The sequence below is a fragment of the Luteimonas composti genome (assembly GCF_042678665.1).
GTDB classification, from domain to species: Bacteria; Pseudomonadota; Gammaproteobacteria; order Xanthomonadales; family Xanthomonadaceae; genus Luteimonas; species Luteimonas composti.
Genome location: NZ_JBHTKU010000001.1, coordinates 495,572 through 516,202 on the forward strand (window position 1 = coordinate 495,572; position 20,631 = coordinate 516,202).

21 protein-coding genes are annotated in these 20,631 nt (G+C 71.1%); 12 read left to right on the top strand and 9 right to left on the bottom strand.

Annotated features, from left to right (window positions below; translation table 11 throughout):
- Nucleotides 1-2: 2 nt before the first annotated feature.
- On the bottom strand, nt 3-536 hold the full coding sequence (locus ACFQ2D_RS02320; protein ID WP_280941982.1) for a hemerythrin domain-containing protein: 534 nt from the start codon (nt 534-536) through the stop codon (nt 3-5).
- Between the two features lie 309 nt (nt 537-845).
- Between ACFQ2D_RS02320 and ACFQ2D_RS02325 the strand changes: the two genes are divergently transcribed.
- The 7 genes from ACFQ2D_RS02325 (at nt 846) to ACFQ2D_RS02355 (ending at nt 7,461) form a co-directional block, all read left to right on the top strand.
- Nucleotides 846-1,103 carry a helix-turn-helix domain-containing protein gene (locus ACFQ2D_RS02325; RefSeq protein ID WP_280941983.1) on the top strand — a complete coding sequence of 86 codons (258 nt, stop codon included), beginning with the start codon at nt 846-848 and terminating at the stop codon, nt 1,101-1,103.
- A 3-nt stretch (nt 1,104-1,106) separates the two neighbouring features.
- On the top strand, nt 1,107-2,816 hold the full coding sequence (locus ACFQ2D_RS02330; protein WP_280941984.1) for a SulP family inorganic anion transporter: 1,710 nt from the start codon (nt 1,107-1,109) through the stop codon (nt 2,814-2,816).
- A gap of 82 nt (nt 2,817-2,898) precedes the next feature.
- Nucleotides 2,899-3,756: an N-formylglutamate amidohydrolase gene (locus tag ACFQ2D_RS02335; RefSeq protein WP_280941985.1), complete on the top strand. Its 858-nt coding sequence runs from the start codon at nt 2,899-2,901 to the stop codon at nt 3,754-3,756.
- Nucleotides 3,757-4,971 (top strand): tyrosine/phenylalanine carboxypeptidase domain-containing protein, encoded by a 1,215-nt coding sequence (locus ACFQ2D_RS02340; protein WP_280941986.1) that lies wholly within the window; start codon nt 3,757-3,759, stop codon nt 4,969-4,971.
- Complete coding sequence (locus ACFQ2D_RS02345; RefSeq protein ID WP_280941987.1) at nt 4,968-6,029, top strand: ATP-grasp domain-containing protein; 1,062 nt, start codon at nt 4,968-4,970, stop codon at nt 6,027-6,029. The genes ACFQ2D_RS02340 and ACFQ2D_RS02345 overlap by 4 nt, the downstream gene beginning before the upstream one ends.
- A gap of 108 nt (nt 6,030-6,137) precedes the next feature.
- Nucleotides 6,138-6,362, top strand: coding sequence for a hypothetical protein (locus ACFQ2D_RS02350; RefSeq protein ID WP_342457122.1), 225 nt, complete (start codon nt 6,138-6,140; stop codon nt 6,360-6,362).
- Between the two features lie 136 nt (nt 6,363-6,498).
- Nucleotides 6,499-7,461 (top strand): alpha/beta hydrolase, encoded by a 963-nt coding sequence (locus ACFQ2D_RS02355; protein WP_280941988.1) that lies wholly within the window; start codon nt 6,499-6,501, stop codon nt 7,459-7,461.
- A 55-nt stretch (nt 7,462-7,516) separates the two neighbouring features.
- Here the strand turns inward: ACFQ2D_RS02355 and ACFQ2D_RS02360 are convergent, their stop codons facing one another.
- Entirely contained in the window at nt 7,517-8,377 is an 861-nt protein-coding gene (locus ACFQ2D_RS02360) for a PA4780 family RIO1-like protein kinase (RefSeq protein ID WP_280941989.1), read from the bottom strand.
- Between the two features lie 108 nt (nt 8,378-8,485).
- Between ACFQ2D_RS02360 and ACFQ2D_RS02365 the strand changes: the two genes are divergently transcribed.
- The gene (locus ACFQ2D_RS02365; RefSeq protein WP_280941990.1) at nt 8,486-9,208 is read left to right on the top strand and encodes an RNA pseudouridine synthase; all 723 of its coding nucleotides are present in this window, start codon (nt 8,486-8,488) and stop codon (nt 9,206-9,208) included.
- Nucleotides 9,209-9,214: 6 nt separating this feature from the next.
- Here the strand turns inward: ACFQ2D_RS02365 and ACFQ2D_RS02370 are convergent, their stop codons facing one another.
- Nucleotides 9,215-11,896 (bottom strand): glycoside hydrolase family 3 C-terminal domain-containing protein, encoded by a 2,682-nt coding sequence (locus tag ACFQ2D_RS02370; RefSeq protein ID WP_280941991.1) that lies wholly within the window; start codon nt 11,894-11,896, stop codon nt 9,215-9,217.
- Between the two features lie 215 nt (nt 11,897-12,111).
- On the opposite strand from ACFQ2D_RS02370, the gene ACFQ2D_RS02375 reads away from it, so the two are divergent.
- A complete protein-coding gene (locus ACFQ2D_RS02375) occupies nt 12,112-12,801 on the top strand; it encodes a hypothetical protein (RefSeq protein WP_280941992.1) in 690 nt (229 codons plus the stop codon).
- A 71-nt stretch (nt 12,802-12,872) separates the two neighbouring features.
- On the top strand, nt 12,873-13,427 hold the full coding sequence (locus ACFQ2D_RS02380) for a YaeQ family protein (protein ID WP_280941993.1): 555 nt from the start codon (nt 12,873-12,875) through the stop codon (nt 13,425-13,427).
- Between the two features lie 42 nt (nt 13,428-13,469).
- Here ACFQ2D_RS02380 and ACFQ2D_RS02385 read toward each other — a convergent pair whose 3' ends face one another.
- On the bottom strand, nt 13,470-14,174 hold the full coding sequence (locus tag ACFQ2D_RS02385; RefSeq protein WP_280941994.1) for a class I SAM-dependent methyltransferase: 705 nt from the start codon (nt 14,172-14,174) through the stop codon (nt 13,470-13,472).
- A gap of 152 nt (nt 14,175-14,326) precedes the next feature.
- Between ACFQ2D_RS02385 and ACFQ2D_RS02390 the strand changes: the two genes are divergently transcribed.
- Nucleotides 14,327-15,331, top strand: a complete 1,005-nt coding sequence (locus tag ACFQ2D_RS02390; RefSeq protein WP_280941995.1) for a GGDEF domain-containing protein — start codon at nt 14,327-14,329, stop codon at nt 15,329-15,331.
- Here ACFQ2D_RS02390 and ACFQ2D_RS02395 read toward each other — a convergent pair.
- From ACFQ2D_RS02395 to ACFQ2D_RS02410, 4 genes are all read right to left on the bottom strand, one after another.
- On the bottom strand, nt 15,324-16,346 hold the full coding sequence (locus tag ACFQ2D_RS02395; protein ID WP_280941996.1) for a histone deacetylase family protein: 1,023 nt from the start codon (nt 16,344-16,346) through the stop codon (nt 15,324-15,326). The two genes, ACFQ2D_RS02390 and ACFQ2D_RS02395, sit on opposite strands and share 8 nt — an antisense overlap.
- 152 nt (nt 16,347-16,498) lie before the next feature.
- Nucleotides 16,499-17,260, bottom strand: coding sequence for an ABC transporter permease (locus ACFQ2D_RS02400; RefSeq protein WP_280941998.1), 762 nt, complete (start codon nt 17,258-17,260; stop codon nt 16,499-16,501).
- Complete coding sequence (locus tag ACFQ2D_RS02405; protein WP_280941999.1) at nt 17,257-18,195, bottom strand: ABC transporter ATP-binding protein; 939 nt, start codon at nt 18,193-18,195, stop codon at nt 17,257-17,259. Before ACFQ2D_RS02405 ends, ACFQ2D_RS02400 begins: the two co-directional genes overlap by 4 nt.
- 182 nt (nt 18,196-18,377) lie before the next feature.
- Nucleotides 18,378-19,250, bottom strand: coding sequence for a pseudouridine synthase (locus tag ACFQ2D_RS02410; protein WP_280942000.1), 873 nt, complete (start codon nt 19,248-19,250; stop codon nt 18,378-18,380).
- Between the two features lie 216 nt (nt 19,251-19,466).
- On the opposite strand from ACFQ2D_RS02410, the gene ACFQ2D_RS02415 reads away from it, so the two are divergent.
- A complete protein-coding gene (locus ACFQ2D_RS02415) occupies nt 19,467-20,258 on the top strand; it encodes an alpha/beta fold hydrolase (RefSeq protein ID WP_280942001.1) in 792 nt (263 codons plus the stop codon).
- On the opposite strand, the gene ACFQ2D_RS02420 is transcribed toward ACFQ2D_RS02415, so the two are convergent.
- Nucleotides 20,255-20,497 (bottom strand): hypothetical protein, encoded by a 243-nt coding sequence (locus ACFQ2D_RS02420; RefSeq protein WP_280942002.1) that lies wholly within the window; start codon nt 20,495-20,497, stop codon nt 20,255-20,257. The genes ACFQ2D_RS02415 and ACFQ2D_RS02420 overlap by 4 nt on opposite strands.
- Nucleotides 20,498-20,631 lie beyond the last annotated feature (134 nt).

Sequence of the window (20,631 nt, forward strand, 5' to 3'; positions counted from 1 at the left end):
GCTCAGGCGGCGCGTCGCGTCACCTTGCGCACGGTGGCCTTGACCCCGGTCTTGGCTTCCGCCATCGCGGAGACCGCGGCGGCGGCCGGGGAGGCCTTCCAGGCCTCGTAGGCCTCGTCGAGCTCCGCGCGCTCCCTGGCGCTGAACAGCCTGCGCGCCATCGAGAACATGGTGCTCTCTTCCTCGCTGGCGTGGTGGTCGATCATCTCGCCGAACACCTTGACCCGTCCGGCGAATTGCGGCGTCGTGATCTCCGCCGCATGCACGTCCGGCAGCACGGTCTTTTCCACCGCGCGATGCTCTTCGACGGCTTCGGCGTGGGTCTTGAGTCCATCGCGGTCCGCGCGCTCGGCGAACATCGGATAGAACACCGTCTCCTCCCACTTCGCGTGCGGCAGCAGATTGGCCTTGATCTTCCCCAGCAGGTCGGCGCGCTTCTTGCCCGCGCGATCGGTGGTGGCTTCCATCTGCTCGAACAGGTCGCGCAGCTGGTCGTGTTCGGCCTTGAGGGTCCTGAGAATGTCGCGCGTCGCCATCGATGCTGCTCCTTGCGGTCCGAAGCCGCGACCCTGCGGCACCGCGCGTCTTGGTCGCGTGAGTTGCGGAGGGCGGCGAAGCGTGGGGCCGCGGGGCGTCGCTGCCGGAGACCGCACATTCGGATGCCGGCGCCGTTGGTGGTGGCACAGTCGGGTGCCGGCGCGGTGGGATGGCGGCACGGTCGAATGCCGCACGGTTTGCCCATCGGGACAAACCGGCTGCGTGATGTTCAAAGCATCATTGATGGGTGTCTGGACATGCATCTCGACGGTACAGTCGCTATAATGCCGGGCCATGGAGGCACTCGAGTGATCACCGCGCCGCAGCTCAAGGCCGCCCGGGCCCTGCTCGGCATCGACCAGCGCCAGCTGGCGGCGATGGCGGGCGTGTCCCTGCCTACGATCCAGCGGATGGAAGCCAGCGATGGCACGGTGCGCGGCGTGATCGGGACCCTGACGCGGGTGATCGAGGCGCTGGAAGCGGCCGGGGTCGAACTGATCGGCAACGGACAGCCCAGCGTCGGCCAGGGCCGTGGGGTGCGGCTGAAGGCGCCGCCGGAGGCCTGAACGATGGCACGCTCCAATGCCCGCGAGTACGTGCGGATGTTCGAGCCCAAGCTGCTCACGGTGCTGCGCGAGGGCTACACCCTGTCGGCGCTGCGGGCCGACGCGATCGCCGGACTCACCGTGGCCGTGGTGGCGCTGCCGCTGGCGATGGCGCTGGCGATCGCCTCGGGCACCACGCCCGACAAGGGCCTGCATACCGCGATCGTCGCCGGCTTCCTGATCTCGTTCCTGGGCGGCTCGCGGGTGCAGATCGGCGGTCCGACCGCCGCCTTCATCCCGGTGGTGTTCGCGGTGATCCAGCAGTTCGGCTATGGCGGGCTGATCCTGTGCACGCTGATGGCTGGCCTGCTGCTGATCGCCGCCGGCCTGCTGCGCCTGGGCATGCTGATGCGCTACATGCCGCAGCCGGTGATCACCGGGTTCACCGCGGGCATCGCGGTGAGCATCTTCTCCAGCCAGGTCAAGGACGCGCTGGGCCTGCGGATGGGCGAGGTGCCGGCGGACTTCATCGGCCGCTGGACCGCCTATGGCGCGCACCTGGCGACCACCCAGCCCGCCGCCGTGCTGCTGACCGTGCTGGGCCTGGCGGTGATCGTGGGCCTGCGCCACCGCCGGCCCAAGTGGCCCGGCTTCCTGATCGCGCTGTGCGTGTGCACCCTCGCGGCCCACTTCCTGGGCCCGGGGGCGGAAACCATCGGATCGCGTTTCGGCGAGCTGCCGGCGTCGCTGCCCAGCTTCGAATTTCCGCACATCCCGTTCGAGCGCACCTTCGACCTGTTGCCCAGCGCGCTGACCATCGCGTTCCTGGCCGGCGTCGAATCGCTGCTCTCGGCGGTGGTGGCCGACGGCATGACGGGGGGGCGCCATCGCTCCAATGGCGAACTGGTGGCGCAGGGCGTGGCGAACGTCGGCTCGGCCCTGTTCGGTGGCCTGCCCGCCACCGGCGCGATCGCGCGCACCGCCACCAACATCCGTTCGGGCGGACGAACGCCGGTGGCCGGCATGCTGCATGCGGGGTTCCTGCTGCTGTTCATGCTGTTGCTCGCGCCGCTGATGGGCTACGTGCCGCTGGCGGCGCTGGCCGCGGTGCTGCTGGTGGTGGCCTGGAACATGAGCGAGGCCGAGCACTTCCGCAGCACCATGTCCGCGCCCTGGGGCGACCGCCTGGTGCTGCTGCTGACCTTTTTTCTCACGGTCCTGTTCGATCTGACGGTCGCCATCCAGGCCGGCGTCGTCGTCGCCGCATTCGTGTTCATGTATCGCATGTCCGAAGCGGTGGAGCTCTCGTCCGGCGCCGGCGAGTCCCCGAACCCGCGGCCCGACGCGGCGGCGGACGGGCGCGAGACCAGCCAGCGCGACCGGCTGCCCGCCGGCGTGGAGGCGTACCAGATCGCGGGGCCCCTGTTCTTCGGCGTGGCCAGCCGGCTGGACCACCTGCTCGACCAGTTCTTCGATCCGCCGCGGGTGCTGATCCTGCGCATGCGCCGGGTTCCGGTGATCGATGCCAGCGGCATCCATGCGCTCAGGAAGCTGGCGGAACGCTGCCGGCGCGAAGGCATCATCCTGGTGATGTCCGGCCTGCAGCCGCAGGCGCGCAACGTGGTGCGGCAGATGAAGCTGCTCGACGGCCCGCACGCGCCCCGGCTGGCGCGCGATTTCGACGAGGCGGTGGCGCTGGCCGCGGAGCTGACCAGGGTGGAAGGACCAGCCTGACGGGCGGCTCCGGCAACCCGGTTAGGGCGGCGTTCAAGCATCTCACGGGTCGATCATCCCGGCCCTGACAGCATTGCCTCCCATGATGGATCACGAGGCAAGGGCCGACGCGCAGGCCTGGTTCGATGCGCGCGAACAGATCGTACCCGCCCTGCCCGCGGAGGACTGGGACATCACCCTGTCGGACGGGCCGGTGGTGGCGACCGCGATCCACGACGGCCACGCGCTGCGGTCCTCGCTGCAGTCGCTGTCGGCGCTGTCGCCGCAGGAGCGCCTGCGCGAGGAGGACCCGCTGACCGGCCTGCTCACCACGGTCGGCGACGTGCGCATCCGCGTGCCGGTCTCGCGTTTCGAGGTCGACCTCAACCGCCCGCGCGAGCTGGCCGTGTACGCGCAGCCAGAGCACTGCTGGGGCCTGCGGGCATGGAATGCACCGCTGCCCCAGGACGAGGTGGACCGCTCGCTGGCGCGATGGGACCGCTTCTACGCCATGGTCGCCGAGCTGCTGGACCACCTGCTCGAGCGCTGGCAGTCGGTGCTGCTGATCGACCTGCACAGCTACAACCACCGCCGCGACGGCGCCGATGCCGCCTGCGCGCCGCAGGCCGGCAATCCGGACATCGAGCTTGGCCTCACCACGGCCGATCCGGAGCGCTGGGGCGACGTGACCCGGCGGTTCGCCGGGGCGCTGCGCGCCGTTCCCATCGCGGGCCGCACGCCGGACGTGCGCGCCAACGTGCGCTTCCCCACCGGCGGGTACTTCCCCGAGTGGGTCTACGCCCGCTGGGGCGAGCGGGTCTGCACGATCTCGCCGGAATACAAGAAGATCTTCATGGACGAATGGACCGGACAGGCCGACATCGCCGCGCTGCAGGCGATGCTGCGCGGGCTGCAGGGCGCGGTCGACGCGGTGCGCCCGGATTTCCTGCGGCGCGCCTGAGTGGACGGTTTCGAGCCGCCGCTGCGAGCCCTGCCCCCGGTCGCGGCCGAAGTGGATGCGGCGCTTCTGGCGATCGACGCCGAGCTGGACTGGCTGCTCGCGCTGAACCCGCTCGGCACGGATGCGCTGTGGGACGAGTTCGACGCGAGCGGGCGCACGCGGGTGTCCGCGTTGCGCTACCCGGAGCCGGTGCTGGACCTGGACGCGATGCGCCGCCGCCTGCTCGACCTGCCGGTCGACCGGATCGAATCTCCGCTGCTGGCGCAGGTGCTGGGCGGGAAGCAGGTCGACCTGGCGCGCACGCTCGAGCTGGTGCGGCTGCGCGGCGATGCAGGTTTTACCGAGGCCAGCGTCGCCCTGTTCGGGGGTGTCGAGCCGGAGCTGCTGGACCTGGCCCGCCGCATTCTCGCCGAGGTCGTGCCCGGCCAGCCGCTGGAGGCCGATACCGGCGTGGACGCGGTGGTCGAGGCGGTGGAGCGCGAAGTGGAGTGGTATCGCGAGCGCGCCCCCGATTTCGCGCTCGACGTGATCGTCAACGCCGACGTGGGCTCGCTGATGATGGTTTCGCATGGCCGGCTCTACCTCGATGCCGACCTGCGCCTGCCCGAGGCCCGGCTGCAGCCGCTGCTGCAGCACGAGATCGGCACCCACGTAGTCACCCACTACAACGGCGCGCGCCAGCCGCTGCGCCAGCTGGCGGTGGGCCTGGCCCAGTACGACCCGCTGCAGGAAGGACTCGGCGTGCTGGCCGAGTACCTGGCCGGCTACCTGCCCGGCGAGCGCCTGCGCATCCTGGCCGCGCGCGTGGTGGCGGCCGACATGGCGATCCATCGCCAGGGCATCCCGGAGATCTTCGCCTGCCTGCACGAACAGCACGGATTCGCCACCGACGACGCCTTCGACGTGGCGGTGCGGGCGCTGCGCGGCGGTGGGCTGACCAAGGACGCAGTGTACCTGCGCGGCCTCTGCGACCTGCTCGCCGACCTGGCCGAAGGCGGCGAGCTGGAGATCCTGTTCGCCGGCAAGTTCGCCCTCGCCCATCGCGAATCCGTCGCTGCCCTCATCGACGAGGGCTGGGCCGCACCGCCGCGGCTGCTGCCGCGCTACGCCAGCGCTCCCGGCTTCGCCCAGGCACTGGAGCGCTGCCGCAGCGTCGCCGCGGTCGACTTCCACCACTCCCTTCCCGCTCCCCTGCTGCAGGAACCACTTGCATGAACGAACGTCCCTTGCGCCTCGGCTTCGTGGTCAACGACGTGGCCACCGAACAGGACAACTACACCACCATCCGCCTCGCGCGGCGTGCCCTGGCCATGGGCCATTCGGTGGCGCTGATCGGGCTGGAGGGTTTCATCTACGACCGCGACGGCGTGGTCCGGGCCAAGGCGCACGTGCCGCAGGGCGACGCCTACCCCGACGACGCGGCGCTGCTGGCCGAGCTGCACGGCGAGGAGGCCGTGGTCGAGCGCATCAACGTCGAGGAACTCGACGTGCTGATGCTGCGCAGCGACCCGGCCGAGGAAGTGGTCGACCGCCCCTGGGCGCCCAACAGCGCCCTGCTGTTCGCGCAGCTGGTGGTCAAGCGCGGGGTGATCGTGCTCAACGATCCCACCCACCTGACCGACGCCTCCAACAAGACCTACTTCCAGCATTTTCCCGAGGACGTGCGCCCGGTGACCTGCATCAGCCGCGACGCCGACGAGATCAAGGCGTTCATCGCCGAACAGGGCGGCCGCGGCGTGATCAAGCCGCTGCAGGGTTCGGGCGGCCAGGGCGTGTTCGTGGTCAATGGCGACGGCGGCGCCAACGTCAACCAGATGATCGACGCGGTGATCCGCGACGGTTACGCCATCGCCCAGGAATACCTGCCCAAGGCCGCCGACGGTGACCTGCGCCTGCTCACGCTCAACGGGCGCCCGCTGCAGGTCGACGGCCGCTACGCCTGCTTCCGCCGCTACAACGACAGCGGTGATGCGCGCAGCAACATCAGCGCCGGCGGCAAGATCGAACTGGCCGAGCCGGACGCCGACGCCCTGCGCCTGGCCGAACTGGTGGCGCCCAAGCTGATCCACGACGGCATGTACCTGGCCGGCCTGGATATCGTCGGCGACAAGCTGATGGAAGTGAACGTGGACACGCCCGGCGGCATCAACATGGCCGAGGAGCTGACCGGCGTGGACTTCAGCGGATACGTGATCGCCGACCTGGCGCGCAAGGTGCGCCTGCGCGACGAGTACCGCGGCAACCTGGGCAACGTGGAGCTCGCGATGCTGTGAGCTCGATGTCGGCGGGGCTGATCGTCCGATGCCCCGTCAATACTGGATGCCCGCGCCATTCCGGACCGTGGCGAGTGCGGTCTCTGGCACCTGAGCAATGGCGAGGCGGTGACCTGGAGCGAACTCGCCTGCCGGGCCGCGGCCGCGGGCACGGCCGATCCGGCCCGCGTGCGCGCCCGCACGGCGGGCGAACTCGGCTGGCTGGCGCCGCGGCACGCCTACAGCGCGCTCGGCAGCGAGCGCGGATGCTGCATGCCGGGGCTCGACGACGCGCTCTCGCGCTACGTGGTCGAGAGCGGCGCGGCCGGCGTGGCGGCGCCCGGCCACGGTTGAACAAGGCTCCTGCGCGTCCCGCATCCCGCTTCTGTGATCGCTCCGGTCCAGTTCCGGATCGCAGCGTCCAGCGCCATCGGGCTGACCTATCCTCGCCTTCGTGCGCCAGCAGGGCGCAGCACCCAGGGAGGACTCCATGACAACGAAGACCCGCTCGACCCGTGCCGCGAGCCCGCGCCGCCGCGCGTCGCTCGCCGCCATGTTCGCCGTGCTTTGGGCGCTCGCCCCGGCCGCGATCGCGCAGGACGACACCATGACCGCGATCGACACGCCGGCGCAGCCCGGCGCGATCGCGCTCGACACGGGCACCCTGCCCGACGCGAAGCAGAAGGAAGCCTGGCACCGCCAGTACGGCAGCGTGTTCGCGCGCAACGTCACCGACGCCACGCTGACGCCGTTCCTGGCCGATCCGGCCAAGGCCACGGGCGCGGCGGTCATCGTCGCGCCGGGCGGCGGCTTCCGCTCGCTGTCCATGGAAAACGAGGGCTGGGACGTGGCGCGCGCGCTCGCCGAGCGCGGCGTGTCGGCGTTCGTGCTCAAGTACCGCCTCAACCAGACGCCGGCCGACCTCGACGGCTTCGCCCAGTCGATCCGGCAGATGCTGTCCGGGCCGCGCCCGCCGCGCGACCCGGGTTCGGCCGACGCGGCGAAGATGCTCGAGCCGCAGCTGGCCGACGCCCGCGCCGCCTTCCGCCTGGTGCGCAGCCGCGCGGGTGAGTGGAACATCGATCCGGACCGCATCGGCATGATCGGCTTCTCGGCCGGCGCGATGCTGACCCTGACCACCGCCCTGCACGGCGAGGACGCCAGGCCCGCCTTCATCGGCAACATCTACGGGCCGATCAGCGCGCTGGAGGTACCCGCCGACGCGCCGCCGGCATTCGTCGCGCTCGCCGCCGACGACGGGCTGTTCTCCAACGCGGGCTTCGGCCTGGTGGAAAGCTGGCAGAAGGCCGGCCGCCCGGTGGAGTTCCACTACTACGAGCAGGGCGGCCACGGCTTCGGCATGTATCCCAAGGACACCACCAGCACCGGCTGGTTCGAAGCCTGGGTGAGCTGGCTGAAGATGCACGGCTATCTGGCGCGCAAGGGCGCCTGATCCACCTGCATGCCGGGCGGCTCGCGTCGCCCGGCATCGCACTTGCGGACGAAGCTCAGTCCGGATCCTGCTCGGCAGCCTCGCGGCCCTGCTGCCGGATCAGCGCCTCCTCGCGCGCATCGCGGATCGCATCGCGCACGCCCTCGAGGTCCGGCATCGATTCGTCGTGCGCGAAGGTGCCGGTGAGTTCGCTGTCCGGGCGCAGTTCGCCGGCCTCGTACAGGGCCCACATCTCCTCGCCGTACCAGGTGTCGAGCAGTTCCGGCGCCCAGCCGCCGAGGCAGGCGGTGATGTTGTTCACGTCGCGCAGCAGCATGGTCCGCGCGGCATTGTTGCCTGCGGCGCTGACCACCTGCGGGAAGTCGATCACCACCGGGCCGTCGGCGGCGACCAGCACGTTGTAGGGCGACAGGTCGCCGTGCACCAGCCCGGCGCAGAGCATGCGCACCACCTGTCGCACCAGGAAGCGGTGGAAACCGCGCGCCTGCAGCGGCGACAGTTCCACCTCGGCCAGCCGCGGTGCCGAATGCCCGTCGGCATCGACCACCAGTTCCATCACCAGCACGCCGTGGAAATAGCCGTGCGGCTCGGGCACGCGCACGCCGGCATCGCGCAGCTGGTACAGCGCATCGACCTCGGCGTTCTTCCAGGCCGTCTCCTGCTGCCTGCGGCCATAGCGGGTGGCCTTGCCGATCGCGCGCGCCTCGCGGCTGCCGCGCACCTTGCGCCCTTCCTGGTACTGCACGCGCTGCTGGAAGCTGCGCTGCGCCATGTCCTTGTACACCTTGGCGCAGCGGATCTCGTCGCCCGAGCGCACCACGTACACGGCCGCCTCCTTGCCGCTCTTGAGCGGGCGCAGGACGGCGTCGATCACGCCGTCGTCGATCAGCGGCTGCAGGCCGGCCGGAATTTTCATGGCACCTCGGGCTGTGGAAAGCGGCGCGCCGGTGCGCCGCGCGGCGCCGCCGGCGCGCCAGGGTGCGCGAACGATACACTGCGCGCCTCCGCCTCTCCTCACGACGACATGTCCGATCCGGTACGACTGGCCAGGCGCGTGGCCGAACTGGCGCGCTGCTCGCGCGCCGAGGCCGAACAGTACGTGCAGGGCGGCTGGGTGCGGGTGGACGGCCGCGTGGTCGAGGATCCCGCCCGGCTGGTCGGCCAGGAAACGGTGGAGATCGATCCGCACGCGCGCGCGCAGGCCAACGAGCCGGCGACGATCCTGCTGCACAAGCCGGCCGGAGTGGATCCGCTGTCCGGCCCGCATCCCGCCGTCGGACTGGTCGCGCCGGACACGCACTGGACCGGGGACGCCAGCGGCGTGCGCCTGCTCGGCCTGCATTTCCAGCGGCTGGTGCCGCTGGCGCCGCTGGAGCGCGAGGCCAGCGGCCTGATGGTGTTCAGCCAGGACGGCCGGGTGCGCCGGCGCCTGGTCGAGGACGGCGACGCGATCGAACACGAGTACGTGGTCGAGGTCGCGGGGTCGACCGGACCCTGGACGCTCGGCCGACTCGCCCACGGCATGCGCTACCAGGGCCGCCCCCTGCCCCCTTGCAAGGTGAGCTGGCAGAACGAGACCCGCCTGCGCTTCGCGATCAAGGCGGTGCGCGACGGCCAGCTGCGCGACATGTGCGCGCAGGCGGGCCTCGAGGCGGTGTCGATCCGCCGCATCCGGATCGGCCGCATCCCGCTGGCCAAGATGCCGGCGGGCAGCTGGCGCTACCTGCCGGTCGGCGAGCGCTTCTGACCGCGCTCAGCGTTCGACTGGCCGCGCCTGCGCCACGCTGAACTCGGCCCACTGGCCGGCGATGCCGTCCCCCGGCTGTCCCGAGCCGACCCACACGCGATAGCGCCCGGGGAGCACCAGGCGCTCGCCCTCGGCATCCACGGCGCTCAGGTCGCGCGGATCGAGCGCGAACTCGACCTCGCGTTCTTCGCCGGGCGCGAGCGGCACGCGCCGGAACCCGCGCAGCGCGATGCGCGGCACGCCTTCGACGTCGGGGAAGTCGAGGTACAGCTGGGCGACCTCGTCGCCGGCGCGCTCGCCGACGTTGCGCAAGCGGGTGCGCACGCGCAGGCCCTCGCCCGCCCCGCCGCGGGCCGGCGCCAGCTGCAGCGGTGCGTAGTCGAAGCGCGTGTAGCTCAGCCCGTGGCCGAACGGATAGACAGGCGTGCCTTCGAAATAGCGGTAGGTGCGCCCGCGCATGTCGTAGTCGCCGAAAGGCGGCAGGTCGTCGACCGAGCGGTAGAAGGTCAGCGGCAGGCGTCCGGCGGGACTGGTCTCGCCCGACAGCACCCTGGCCACCGCCAGCCCGCCCGACTGGCCCGGATACCAGGCTTCGATGATGGCGTTGGCGTGCTGCTTCGCCCAGGCCAGGTTGACCTGGCTGCCGTTCATCAGCACCACCACCAGCGGCTTGCCCGTGGCGCGCACCGCGTCGAGCAGGGCCTGCTGGTCGGCCAGCAGGTCGAGCGAGGTCTTGTCGCCGCCCTTGAATCCCGGCACCTCGATCGGCGCTTCCTCGGCCTCGAGGTCCGAGGTGAGCCCGACCACCGCCACCAGCACGTCGCTGTCCGTGGCCACGGCGCGCATGTCCTCGAGCGGGGTTTCGGACACCCGCTTCCACAGCATGCCGATGCCGGTCAGGATGCGCGCCTCGGTGGTGACCTTGATCGGGTACCGGCGCCCGCCTTCGAGCCGCACCGTGCGCATGGTCGGCAGGCTGTTCCAGGACGCGCCGCGCAGGTCGACGAAGGGTTTGCCGTCGAATTCCATCTCGCCATTGAACCCGCCGATGCCGAGGCGGTAGCTGCCGGTCTCCGGCGGGACGAGGTAGCCGGTCCATTCCACACGGTGCACGTCGCGGACCTGGGCGAGGTCGAGACTGCGCGAGTTGACGTCGGCCTCGACCCGCGTCACCACCGGCTCGGCCTCGAAGCCGGTGCGCGCGATCCAGGCGTCCAGCTCGCCCGGCGCGAAACGCGCGGGCGGCACGGCGGCGGCGTTGTAGTAGCGCGCCAGCAGGCCGGGCGCGCCGTCGGGCGTGCGCAGCGCGCTGGTCGGGACCGGATCGCCATCGGTGAAGGTCTCGCCGAAGGCGGCATGGCGCACCTCGGCCCGCGGCATCGCGCGGCGCAGGCCCTCGAGCACGGACACCGGCGGCGCGGACTGCGGCGAGGAATAGTTGCCGCGCAGCACGCGCGTGGCGTCGCCGAGCGGGCCGATCACCGCGATGCGCGCATCGGCGCGCAGCGGCAGCAGGCCGTCGTTCTTCAGCAGCACCAGGCTCTTTTCGGCCGCCTCCAGCGCGAGTTCGCCGTGGGCGGGCGCGCCGACATCGGCGGGCGAAATGGTGTCGGTGGACAGCGGGCGCAGCCCGGCCAGATCGCCGGTGCGGTAGCGCGCGGCGAACAGCCGCACCAGGGCGCGATCGATGTCGGCCATCGTCAGCAGGCCGCGCGCCAGCGCCTCGCGGTAAGGCCCGGCCAGTCCGTCGGTATCGGTGAGCGTGGCGCCGTTGCACTCGTTGTCCACGCCGGCGCGCATGGCCGCGGCGACCGCGCTGGCGGCATCGGGGGCGAAGTGGTGGTGCTTGCGGATGTCGGTGACCGCGTCGCAGTCCGACACCACGTAGCCCTTGAAGCCCCAGGCGCCGCGCAGGTAGTCCTTCAGCAGCAGGTCGCTGGCGCAGGCCGGCTGGCCGTCGACGCGGTTGTAGGCGCACATGATCGAGGCCGCACCGCCCTCCACCACGGCCGCGCGGAACGCAGGCAGGTAGGTGTCCTCGAGGTCGCGTCGCGAGACGAACACGTTGGCCTCGTGGCGGGTCGATTCCGGCCCGCTGTGCACCGCGTAGTGCTTGGGCGTGGCGACCACGTCGATCCGCTCAGGATCGCCGCCCTGCATGCCGCGCACGTAGGCCACGCCCATGCGCGCGGTGAGGAACGGATCCTCGCCATAGGTTTCCTGGCCGCGGCCCCAGCGCGGGTCGCGGAAGATGTTGATGTTGGGCGACCAGGTATCGAGGCCGGTGCCGATGCGGCCGGTCCGGCCGGTCTGCCGCGCCAGCGCGTGCAGGCCGCGCACCTCGCGGCTGATCACGCCGGCCACGCGCTGCACCAGCCCGTCGTCGAAGCTGGCCGCCAGCCCGATCGGCTCGGGGAAGTTGGTCGTGGGCAGCGAGCCCATCGCGCCGTGCAGCGATTCGGTCCACCAGTTGTAGGCCGGCACGCCCAGGCGCGGGATGGCGGGCGCGGTGTTGAGCAGCTGGGCGAGCTTCTCGTCGGTGTCGAGCTGCGCGACCAGCGCCTGCGCGAGCTGTTCGGCGGAAGTGGGCTCCGCGGCGCGACCGTCCTGCCGGGCCGCCAGCGGCGCGGTGGCGACCAGCAGCGAAAGTGCAAGGGCGCGGGCGACCGCGCGCAGCGGAAAGTCCATCCGGTTCTCCTCGATGTGAACGCCATGCAGAGGGCCGCCCGGGCCGGCGGCGCGCGGCGGCGACCCGGGATGCAGGCAAGCCGGATGATTGCACGGCGCGCGGCGCGGACCCATCGCAATCCGCACCCGCGGCTTGCCGGTTTGATGATCGCTCGCAGGCGCCGCGCGCGGGGCCTGCACGCGGTCGTGAGCGCCGCGATGCTAGACAGGGGCCGATGGCGCACAAGACGGACCAGGATGAGACCGCATACCCCGGCGCCGCGCGTTGCCGCCGCCGCTTCCTGCGCCAGTTCCCCAACGGCTTCCGCGACCCGACCTACCTGGACTGGGAACGCGACTACAAGGTCGAATCCCACCGGCGCTGGCGCGAGGCGCTGCCGCAGGCTACCTTCCGCCGCCTGCTGCGCGAGGGCAAGGCGATGGAGGTCGCCTCGCGTGCGATGCGGGTCGAGCAGCGCTCGCGCCACAGCATGCTGTTCTCGTTCGAGAAGATGGCGCTGCGCGACGCGCTGCGCAGCCCGGACGGGGCGGAGCGGTTCGCTCATGGGCTGTACGACTGGCTGCACGGACGCGGCGGACCGGAACGGCGCTTCGAGCGCTGGGTCGAGGCCATCGACGGCCTGCCCCGCAGGCAGACGCGCGTGCTGACCTGGCCGCTGGTGACGGTGTTCGGCTTCATCGCCCAGCCCGACCGGCACATGTTCATGAAGCCCAACACCATCCGCGCTGCGGCCCGCGCCTATGGTTACCCACTGCCCTACCAGTCTCGCCCGTCCTGGGACGTGTATGCGGCGCTGCTCGACTTCGCCGGCGTGGTCGCCCGCGACCTGCGCGACCTCAGGCCCCGCGACATGATCGACGTGCAGTCGTTCCTCTGGGTGCAGGGCTCGGACGAGTACCGCTGAACGCGGGCAGCGCCGAAGGCGCGCCAGGCGCCAACCCGTACAATCGCACCCTTTCCCCGGACCCGCGACCCATGGCTCCCAATTCGACCATCTACAAGGTGGAGCTGCAGGTCAGCGACATGGACCGGCACTACTACGCCAGCCACAACCTGACCCTGGCCCAGCATCCGTCCGAGACGCCGCAGCGGCTGATGGTGCGGCTGGTCGCCTTCGCCCTGTACGCGCACGAGCGGCTGGAGTTCGGCCGCGGCCTCAGCAGCGACGAGGACGCGGACCTGTGGCAGCGCGACTACACCGGCGACATCGAGCGCTGGATCGACCTCGGACAGCCCGACGAAAGCCGCATCCGCAAGGCCTGTGCGCGCGCCCGGCACGTCGTGGTGGTCAACTACGGCGGTGGTGCGTCGGAGGTCTGGTGGAGCAAGGTCGCGTCAACGCTGGCGCGCTTCCGCAACCTTACCGTGATCGACCTGGCGGCGGAGGACGTGGAGGCGATCACCAGCCTGCTCGAGCGCGGGATGCGGCTGACCGCGATGATCCAGGACGGCGAACTGCAGCTGATGAGCGATCGCAGCAATATTGCGCTCACCCCGCGCGTGCGGGTGGCGGCCGCGGCAACCGCCTGAGCCGGCGGCACCGGCGCACGGCGCGCCCGCCAGGCGGAAGAATCAGTCCCCCGCCGTGCGGCGCGAGATCCAGGCGTGGATCAGTCCGGCCTGGAAGAACCGCACGGGCGGCGCGAATCCGCCTGCCGCGATGAGTGCGGCCACGCGTTCGGGCGGCAGCACGGCCACGTCGGTTTCGTAGGCCCTGCGGATGCGCGCGATGGCATCGGCAGGCACGTCGGCCGCCGCCATCATCCGCGTCCACGCCGGCAGCAGCACCTCGTAGGCCGCGGACGAGGTGTCCGCGGCGAGGTCGGAGCTGGCCAGCAGGCCGCCGTCGCGCATGCGTGCCGCGATCCCGGCGAAGAAGTCCGCCCGCTGCCGCGCATCGACGATGAACTGCGAGACCAGGAAGCAGGTGGCCGCGTCGAACGGCGCGCCCGCCGGAAGCGATTCCAGGAAGCCGTGGTGGACGTCGCAGCGGTCGGCGAAGCCCTCGGCCGCGGCGCGCTGCCGGCAGGCCTCGAGCATCGCACCCGAGGGCTCCACCGCGGTGAAGCGCCAGCCCGGGAAACGTCGCGCCAGGTGCGCGATCTCCTGCCCGGTGCCGGCGCCGACGCACAGCAGGCGCGCGTCGGCCGGCAACCCGGCGAGCAGCGGCTCCAGCAGCAGGTAGAGGCAGTCGCGGATCGGCGCGGTCCCGGCCCACTGGCGGTCGTAGCCGGCGGCCTGCTGGTCGAACAGGGCAACGATGTGGTCGGGCTGCATCGATGCAGGTTAACGCAGTCGGGGGCGCGGCCGCCGGGTGCGACCGCGTTCACGCACCTCCGCATCCGCTCCGCTTAGCCTGCGCGCAGGGAGGCCGTGGCAGTCGCGCGGCCGGAGGACGGACGCTAGGTCCGCTGATTCGGAACAGCCGAGTGAAAGAGAGGATCAGGTCCGACTTCCATCTTGCGCTCATCACCCTGTTCGCCGCGATCACCGCGCTGGGGGTGACGCCCTTCGCGATCCGGCGCTTCCTGCAGGGCCAGCCCCTGACCGGCATCGTGGACCTGGCGATCCTGCTGTGCATCGGCGCCGGCGCCGCCTACGCATGGCGGACCGGGCGCACCGCCGGGGCGGCGACCTTCCTGGCGGCCACCTATTCGATCGGCTGCGTGGCGGTCGCCCATATCGCCGACTTCTCCGGCGTGCTGTGGGTCTATCCGGTGCTGGTGGCCAACTTCCTGCTCAACGGCCGCGCCACCTCGCTGCTGATCTCGACGCTCGCGATCGTCGGCATCGCGCTCAGCGACACCGCCCTGCCCGGCCTGTCGACCAAGCTCGCCTTCGTCGCCACGGCCACGGTGGTGAGCCTGTTCTCGTTCGTGTTCGCCTCCCGCGCGCAGATGCAGCGGCTGCAGCTGGAGGCGATCGCCCTGCGCGATCCGCTGACCGGTGCCAGCAACCGTCGCGGCATGGAGGTGGAACTGCGCATCGCGATGACCGCCAGCCTGCGCTCCGGCCAGCCGCTGGGCCTGCTGGTGTTCGACATCGACCACTTCAAGTCGATCAACGACGATTTCGGCCATGAAGCGGGGGACGAGGTGCTGGTGCGGGTCGCCGACGTGGTGCGGGCCAATACGCGGACCGACGACCGCTTCTTCCGCACCGGCGGCGAGGAGTTCAGCGTGCTGCTTCCGGGCGCCGGGGTGGATGCCCTGCGCGAAGTGGCGGGCAAGCTGCGCCAGGCGGTGGAACGCGAGGTGGCCTGCCGGGGACGGCCGGTCACCATCTCCATCGGCGCCGCTCCCTTCCTGCCCGGGGAATCGGCCAGCGACTGGCTGGCGCGTGCCGATGGGGCGATGTACGAGGCCAAGCACGCGGGCCGCAACCGCACGGTCCTGCGCGAGGGCGCGCAGCCGCCGGCGCAGCGCGCTACTTGAACGCGCCGAGCACCCCGGCCACGTTGGTCCCGATCTCCGCCACCGCGTAGCCGCCTTCCTGGACCAGCACCGTGGGCAGGCCCAAGGCCGCCAGCCGGGCGCCGATCATCGGGAAACAGCCGGCGTCCAGGCGGAAGGCGCTGATCGGGTCGCCCTCGTAGGTATCCACGCCCAGCGAGACGACGAGCGCGCCGGCGTCGAAATCGGAGACCGCCTGGAGCGCCACATCCAGGGCCTGCGCGTACCCGTCCCAGCCGGTCCCGCGCGGCAGCGGCAGGTTGAGCGTGAAGCCCTCGCCCGCCCCCGCCCCGCGCTCGTCGGCGTAGCCGAGGAAGTACGGGTACTCGGTGTCCGGCGTGCCGTGGATCGAAACGAACAGCACGTCGCTCCGCTCCCAGAAGATGTCCTGGCTGCCGTTGCCGTGGTGGTAGTCCACGTCCACCAGGGCGACGCGCCCGATGCCGCGGTCGCGCAGCCGCTGCACGGCCAGCGCCGCATGGTTGAGGTAGCAGTAGCCGCCATAACTGCCGCGCGCGGCGTGGTGGCCCGGCGGGCGGCACAGGGCATAGGCCGCCCGCTCGCCCTCGGCCACCAGCTCGGCGGCGGTCAGCGCGCACTGCGCGGCCGCGAACGCGGCCTCCCAGGTCCCTTCGACGATCGGACTGCCCGCGTCGAACGCGTAGTAGCCCATCGCGCCGTTGATGCCCTCCGGCACCCGGTCGCGACGCAGGCCGCGCGCGGGAAAACCGCTGGGCAGCATCGAGCCGCCACGTCCCTCGGCCTGCCAGCGCGCATACGCGGTGCGCAGGAAGTCGACCAGGCCCGCCTCGTGCACACCGAGCAGGACGCCTGGATCGTAGCGGCGTGGCTCGACGAACGCGTGGCCCGCTTCCGCGAGCGCGTCGCGGATGTAATCGGCGCGCTCGGGACACTCGAAGCTCGGCACCAGCTCGGCGCGGTGCAGTTCCAGGCCCCCCTGGTGGCGGCGGTGCAGTGGCGAGTGGACGACCTTCATGGGATTCCCGCTGCGGCGATGGTCGATGGTATGCGGGCGGCGACCGGCGGCGGAAGCCCGCCGGGGCCAGGTTCCATCGCGGCAGGGTCGCAGGGGCGAGACGTGACCGGCGCGCCGCGCTCCTTCCCGGCTGGTCGCAGGCAATCGCTGCCTCAGTTGCGCAGCTTCCAGCCGCTGCGGAAGATCCACCACACCACCGCGAGGCAGGCCGCCAGGAAGCCCAGGATCGCGGCCATGCTGATGCCCACGTCCACGTCGGCCGTGCCGTAGAAGCTCCAGCGGAAGCCGCTGATCAGGTAGACCACCGGGTTGAACAGGGTGATCTTCTGCCACACCGGCGGCAGCATCGAGATCGAGTAGAACGCGCCGCCGAGGAAGGTGAGCGGCGTGACCACCATCAGCGGGATCACCTGCAGCTTCTGGAAGTCGTCGGCCCACAGCCCGATGATGAAGCCGAACAGGCTGAAGCTGACCGCGGTGAGCAGCAGGAAGCCCAGCATCCACAGCGGGTGCGCGATCTCGTAGGGCACGAACACCCGAGCCGTGACCAGGATCAGCAGGCCCAGCATCAGCGACTTGGTCGCCGCCGCGCCGACGTAGCCGATCACCACCTCCACCCAGGACACCGGCGCGGACAGCAGTTCGTAGATCGTTCCCGCCCACTTTGGCATGTAGATGCCGAACGAGGCGTTGGAGATGCTCTCGTTGAGCAGCGACAGCATGATCAGGCCGGGAATGATGAAGGCCCCGTAGCTCACGCCGTCGATCTCGCCCATGCGCGAGCCGATGGCCGCGCCGAACACCACGAAGTACAGCGACGTCGAGAGCACCGGCGAGGCGATCGACTGGGTGATGGTGCGGAAGGTGCGGGCCATCTCGAAGCGGTAGATGGCGCGGATCGCGTGCCAGTTCATGCGCGCGCCTCCCGGTCGCCGTGCACCAGGCCGACGAAGATCTCCTCCAGCGAGCTCTCGCTCGAGTGCAGGTCCCTGAACTCGATGCCCTGCTCGTCCAGCCGGCGCAGCAGCCCGGCGATGCCGGTGTCCTCGGTCTGCGAATCGAAGGTGTAGACCAGGGCGTGGCCGTCGTCGGCCAGCTCCAGCGGCAGCCCGGCCAGCCCGGCCGGCACGGCGGCAAGCGGCGCGGGCAGGGTCAGCGTGAGCTGCTTCTTGCCGAGCTTGCGCATCAGCACGTGCTTGTCCTCCACCACCACCAGCGCGCCCTTGTCGATCACGCCGATGCGGTCGGCCATCTCTTCGGCCTCCTCGATGTAGTGGGTGGTGAGGATGATGGTGACGCCGTCCTCGCGCAGCCGCCGCACCAAGGCCCACATGTCGCGCCGCAGTTCGACGTCCACGCCGGCGGTGGGCTCGTCCAGGAACAGGATCTCCGGCTCATGCGCCAGCGCCTTGGCGATGAGCACGCGGCGCTTCATGCCGCCGGACAGGGTCATGATCCTGCTGTCCTTCTTGTCCCACAGCGACAGCTCGCGCAGCACCTTCTCCAGGTAGGCCGGATCGGGCTTGCGACCGAACAGGCCGCGGCTGAACTTCACCGTCGCCCACACCGTCTCGAACGCGTCGGTGGACAGCTCCTGCGGCACCAGGCCGATCAGGCTGCGCGCCGCGCGGTAGTCGCGCACGATGTCGTAGCCGGCGACAGTCACCTCGCCTCGGCTGGGATTGACGATGCCGCAGACGATGCTGATCAGTGTGGTCTTGCCCGCGCCGTTGGGCCCCAGCAGGGCCAGGATCTCGCCCTTGCGGATGTCGAGGTCGATCGAGCCCAGCGCCTGGAAGCCGCTCTGGTAGGTCTTGCCCAGGTTGCGGATGGAGATGATGGGAGTCACGGCATTCCTTTGCGGAGGCGTCGACAGGCCCGGAATCGTACCGGAGCGGTGCCGGCAGGACTGTCCCGGAGCCGGGAGTCAGTGTCCCGGCGCCTGTCTCACGGCCTGCGACGTGCCGCTGGAAGCCGCATCTTCGCGTGCGCGACGATCGTGGTGCCGGATTGTCGATGCCACCACGCCGGTCAGGGCACGTCGAAGCCCGGCTCGACGGTGAAACGCCGTGGTTCGCCGGTCAGCGGATCATCGAATGCGAGCGAATGGGCGCACAGCCGCAGCGGGCGATCCGCATCGTCGGGTGCCTGCGGCTGCAGCTCGGGATACAGGCGATCGTGCAGGATCGGCACGCCCAGCGCGGCCATGTGCACGCGCAACTGGTGCTTGCGCCCGGTCACCGGCTCGAGCCGGTAGGTCCAGTTGGCGTCGCCGCGGTCGATCGGCTCGATCACGGTCTCGCTGTTGGCCTCGCCCGGCACCTCGCGCATGCGGAAGAACGGCTCGCCGGGCGCGAGCCGGCTGCGATGGCGATATGGAGACGACAGCGTCGGCAGCGGCGGCGCCAGCGCCAGGTAGTGCTTGCGGATGCGGCGCCCGCTGAACAGCGCGTGGTAGCGCGCGCGGCTGGCCGGGTCGGCCGAGAACAGCACCAGCCCCGAGGTATCGCGATCGATGCGGTGCAGCGGGACCAGCGCCCGGTTGCCGAGCCGCGCGACCAGGCGGGTGAGCAGGGTCTCGCGCACGTAGGCGCCGGTCGGCGCCACCGGCAGGAACGGCGGCTTCCAGGCCACCACCAGGTGGTCATCGGCATGCAGCACGGACTCGGCCTGGGGGATCGGCCGTTCGTCCTCCACCTCGCGGAAGTAGCGCACTTCCAGCCCGGCACGATAGGCAGCCGCGATGTCGATCGGGCGACCCTGCGCATCCTGCACGCGTCCACGCGCGAAGCGGCTGCGCCATGTCGCTTCGTCCACCTGCGGGAACCGTGCGCACAGCGCTTCGAGCACGCTGGACCAGGGGCCGCGCGGCAGCTGCAGCCGACTCGGGGGCATCGCGTCCATGGGGACAGCGTAACGCCGGTCGCCCGGCGCTGCGCAGCGGACCGCCCGGCGCCCCGACTCGCCATGCGTCGCGGTCCGGTCGAACCGGACTGAGGCGCGCATGCGCGATCCAGTCGCGGAATGTCGTGATCGTTTTATGGAATCGCGCCGTCCTGGTGCCCGCCCGCGTGGCACGCTGTCGCGCTCCGCGCCCGGCGCGCCCTGCAGGAACGACCCATGCACCCTCGTCTCCGACCGCTGTTCGCCCTGCTGCTCTGCGCGGCCTGCCTGCTGCTGCCCGCGGTCGCGGCCGCGAAGCAGACCTTCGTCATGGTCCATGGCGCGACCGCCGGCGGCTGGGAGTGGAAGCGCACCGGCCAGTTCCTGGTCGACGCCGGCCACACGGTGTACCGCCCCACCCTCACCGGCCTGGGCGAGCGCGAGCACCTCAACAGCACCGAGATCGATCTGGAGACGCACATCAACGACGTGGTCAACCTGATCCTGTTCGAGGACCTGCACGACGTGGTACTGACCGGCCACAGCTACGGCGGCATGGTGATCACCGGGGTGATGGACCGCATCCCCGAGCGGCTCCGGCACGTGGTGTTCCTGGATGCGGCGGTGCCCGGGGACGGACAGTCGATCTGGGACCTGTTCGAGGGCGGCGGCCAGGATCCGGAGCGGTTCAAGGACGGCTTCATGCAGGTGCCGTGGGTCAAGCCGGGCGACAAGCCACCCTACAGCGTCAAGCATTCGGTGAAGTGCTTCAGCCAGCCGGTGCGCTACCGCAATCCCGCCGCGCTGGCGCTACCGGTGAGCTACGTGGCCTTCGTGCCCGCCGACCAGTCGGTCGAGGAGCGCGCGCGGAAGGATCGCAGCTGGCAGAACGCCAAGGCCCGCGGCTGGACCATCCGCACCTTCCCCGGTGGCCACGTCGCCCAGCAGGAGGATCCGCGCGGCGTGGCGGCGCTGATCGCCGAGCTGGCGGGCGAACCGCTGGCCGCGGAGGCGCAGCCGGCCGGCTAGCGCCGCCGTTTCATCCCGGCCGGCATCGCGCCGGCCGGCAGCTTGCGGGTGGCGACCGCGACGATCGCCGCGGTCGACAGCAGGGTGGCGGCCAGAAGGCCGGCCAGCGCCAGCAGCCCGGTGCTCGAGAACGCGGCGTCCGCACGCAATCGTGCACGCCCGAGGCGCAGCCGCAGCGCGGCGGTATTGGGCAGCGATGCTTGCGCGGCGTCGTGACGCGCACTGATCGGGTTTTGCACGGGACGGCTCTCCGACTGGGCGCACGCATTGTTCCCGCCGCTGCGTGAAGTGGATGCAGTCCATGCATTCCGGCAGGGGGCCAACCGGCATGCGCCGCGCTAGGCTGGAGCTCCCTTCCCTGCAGGACGCAAGG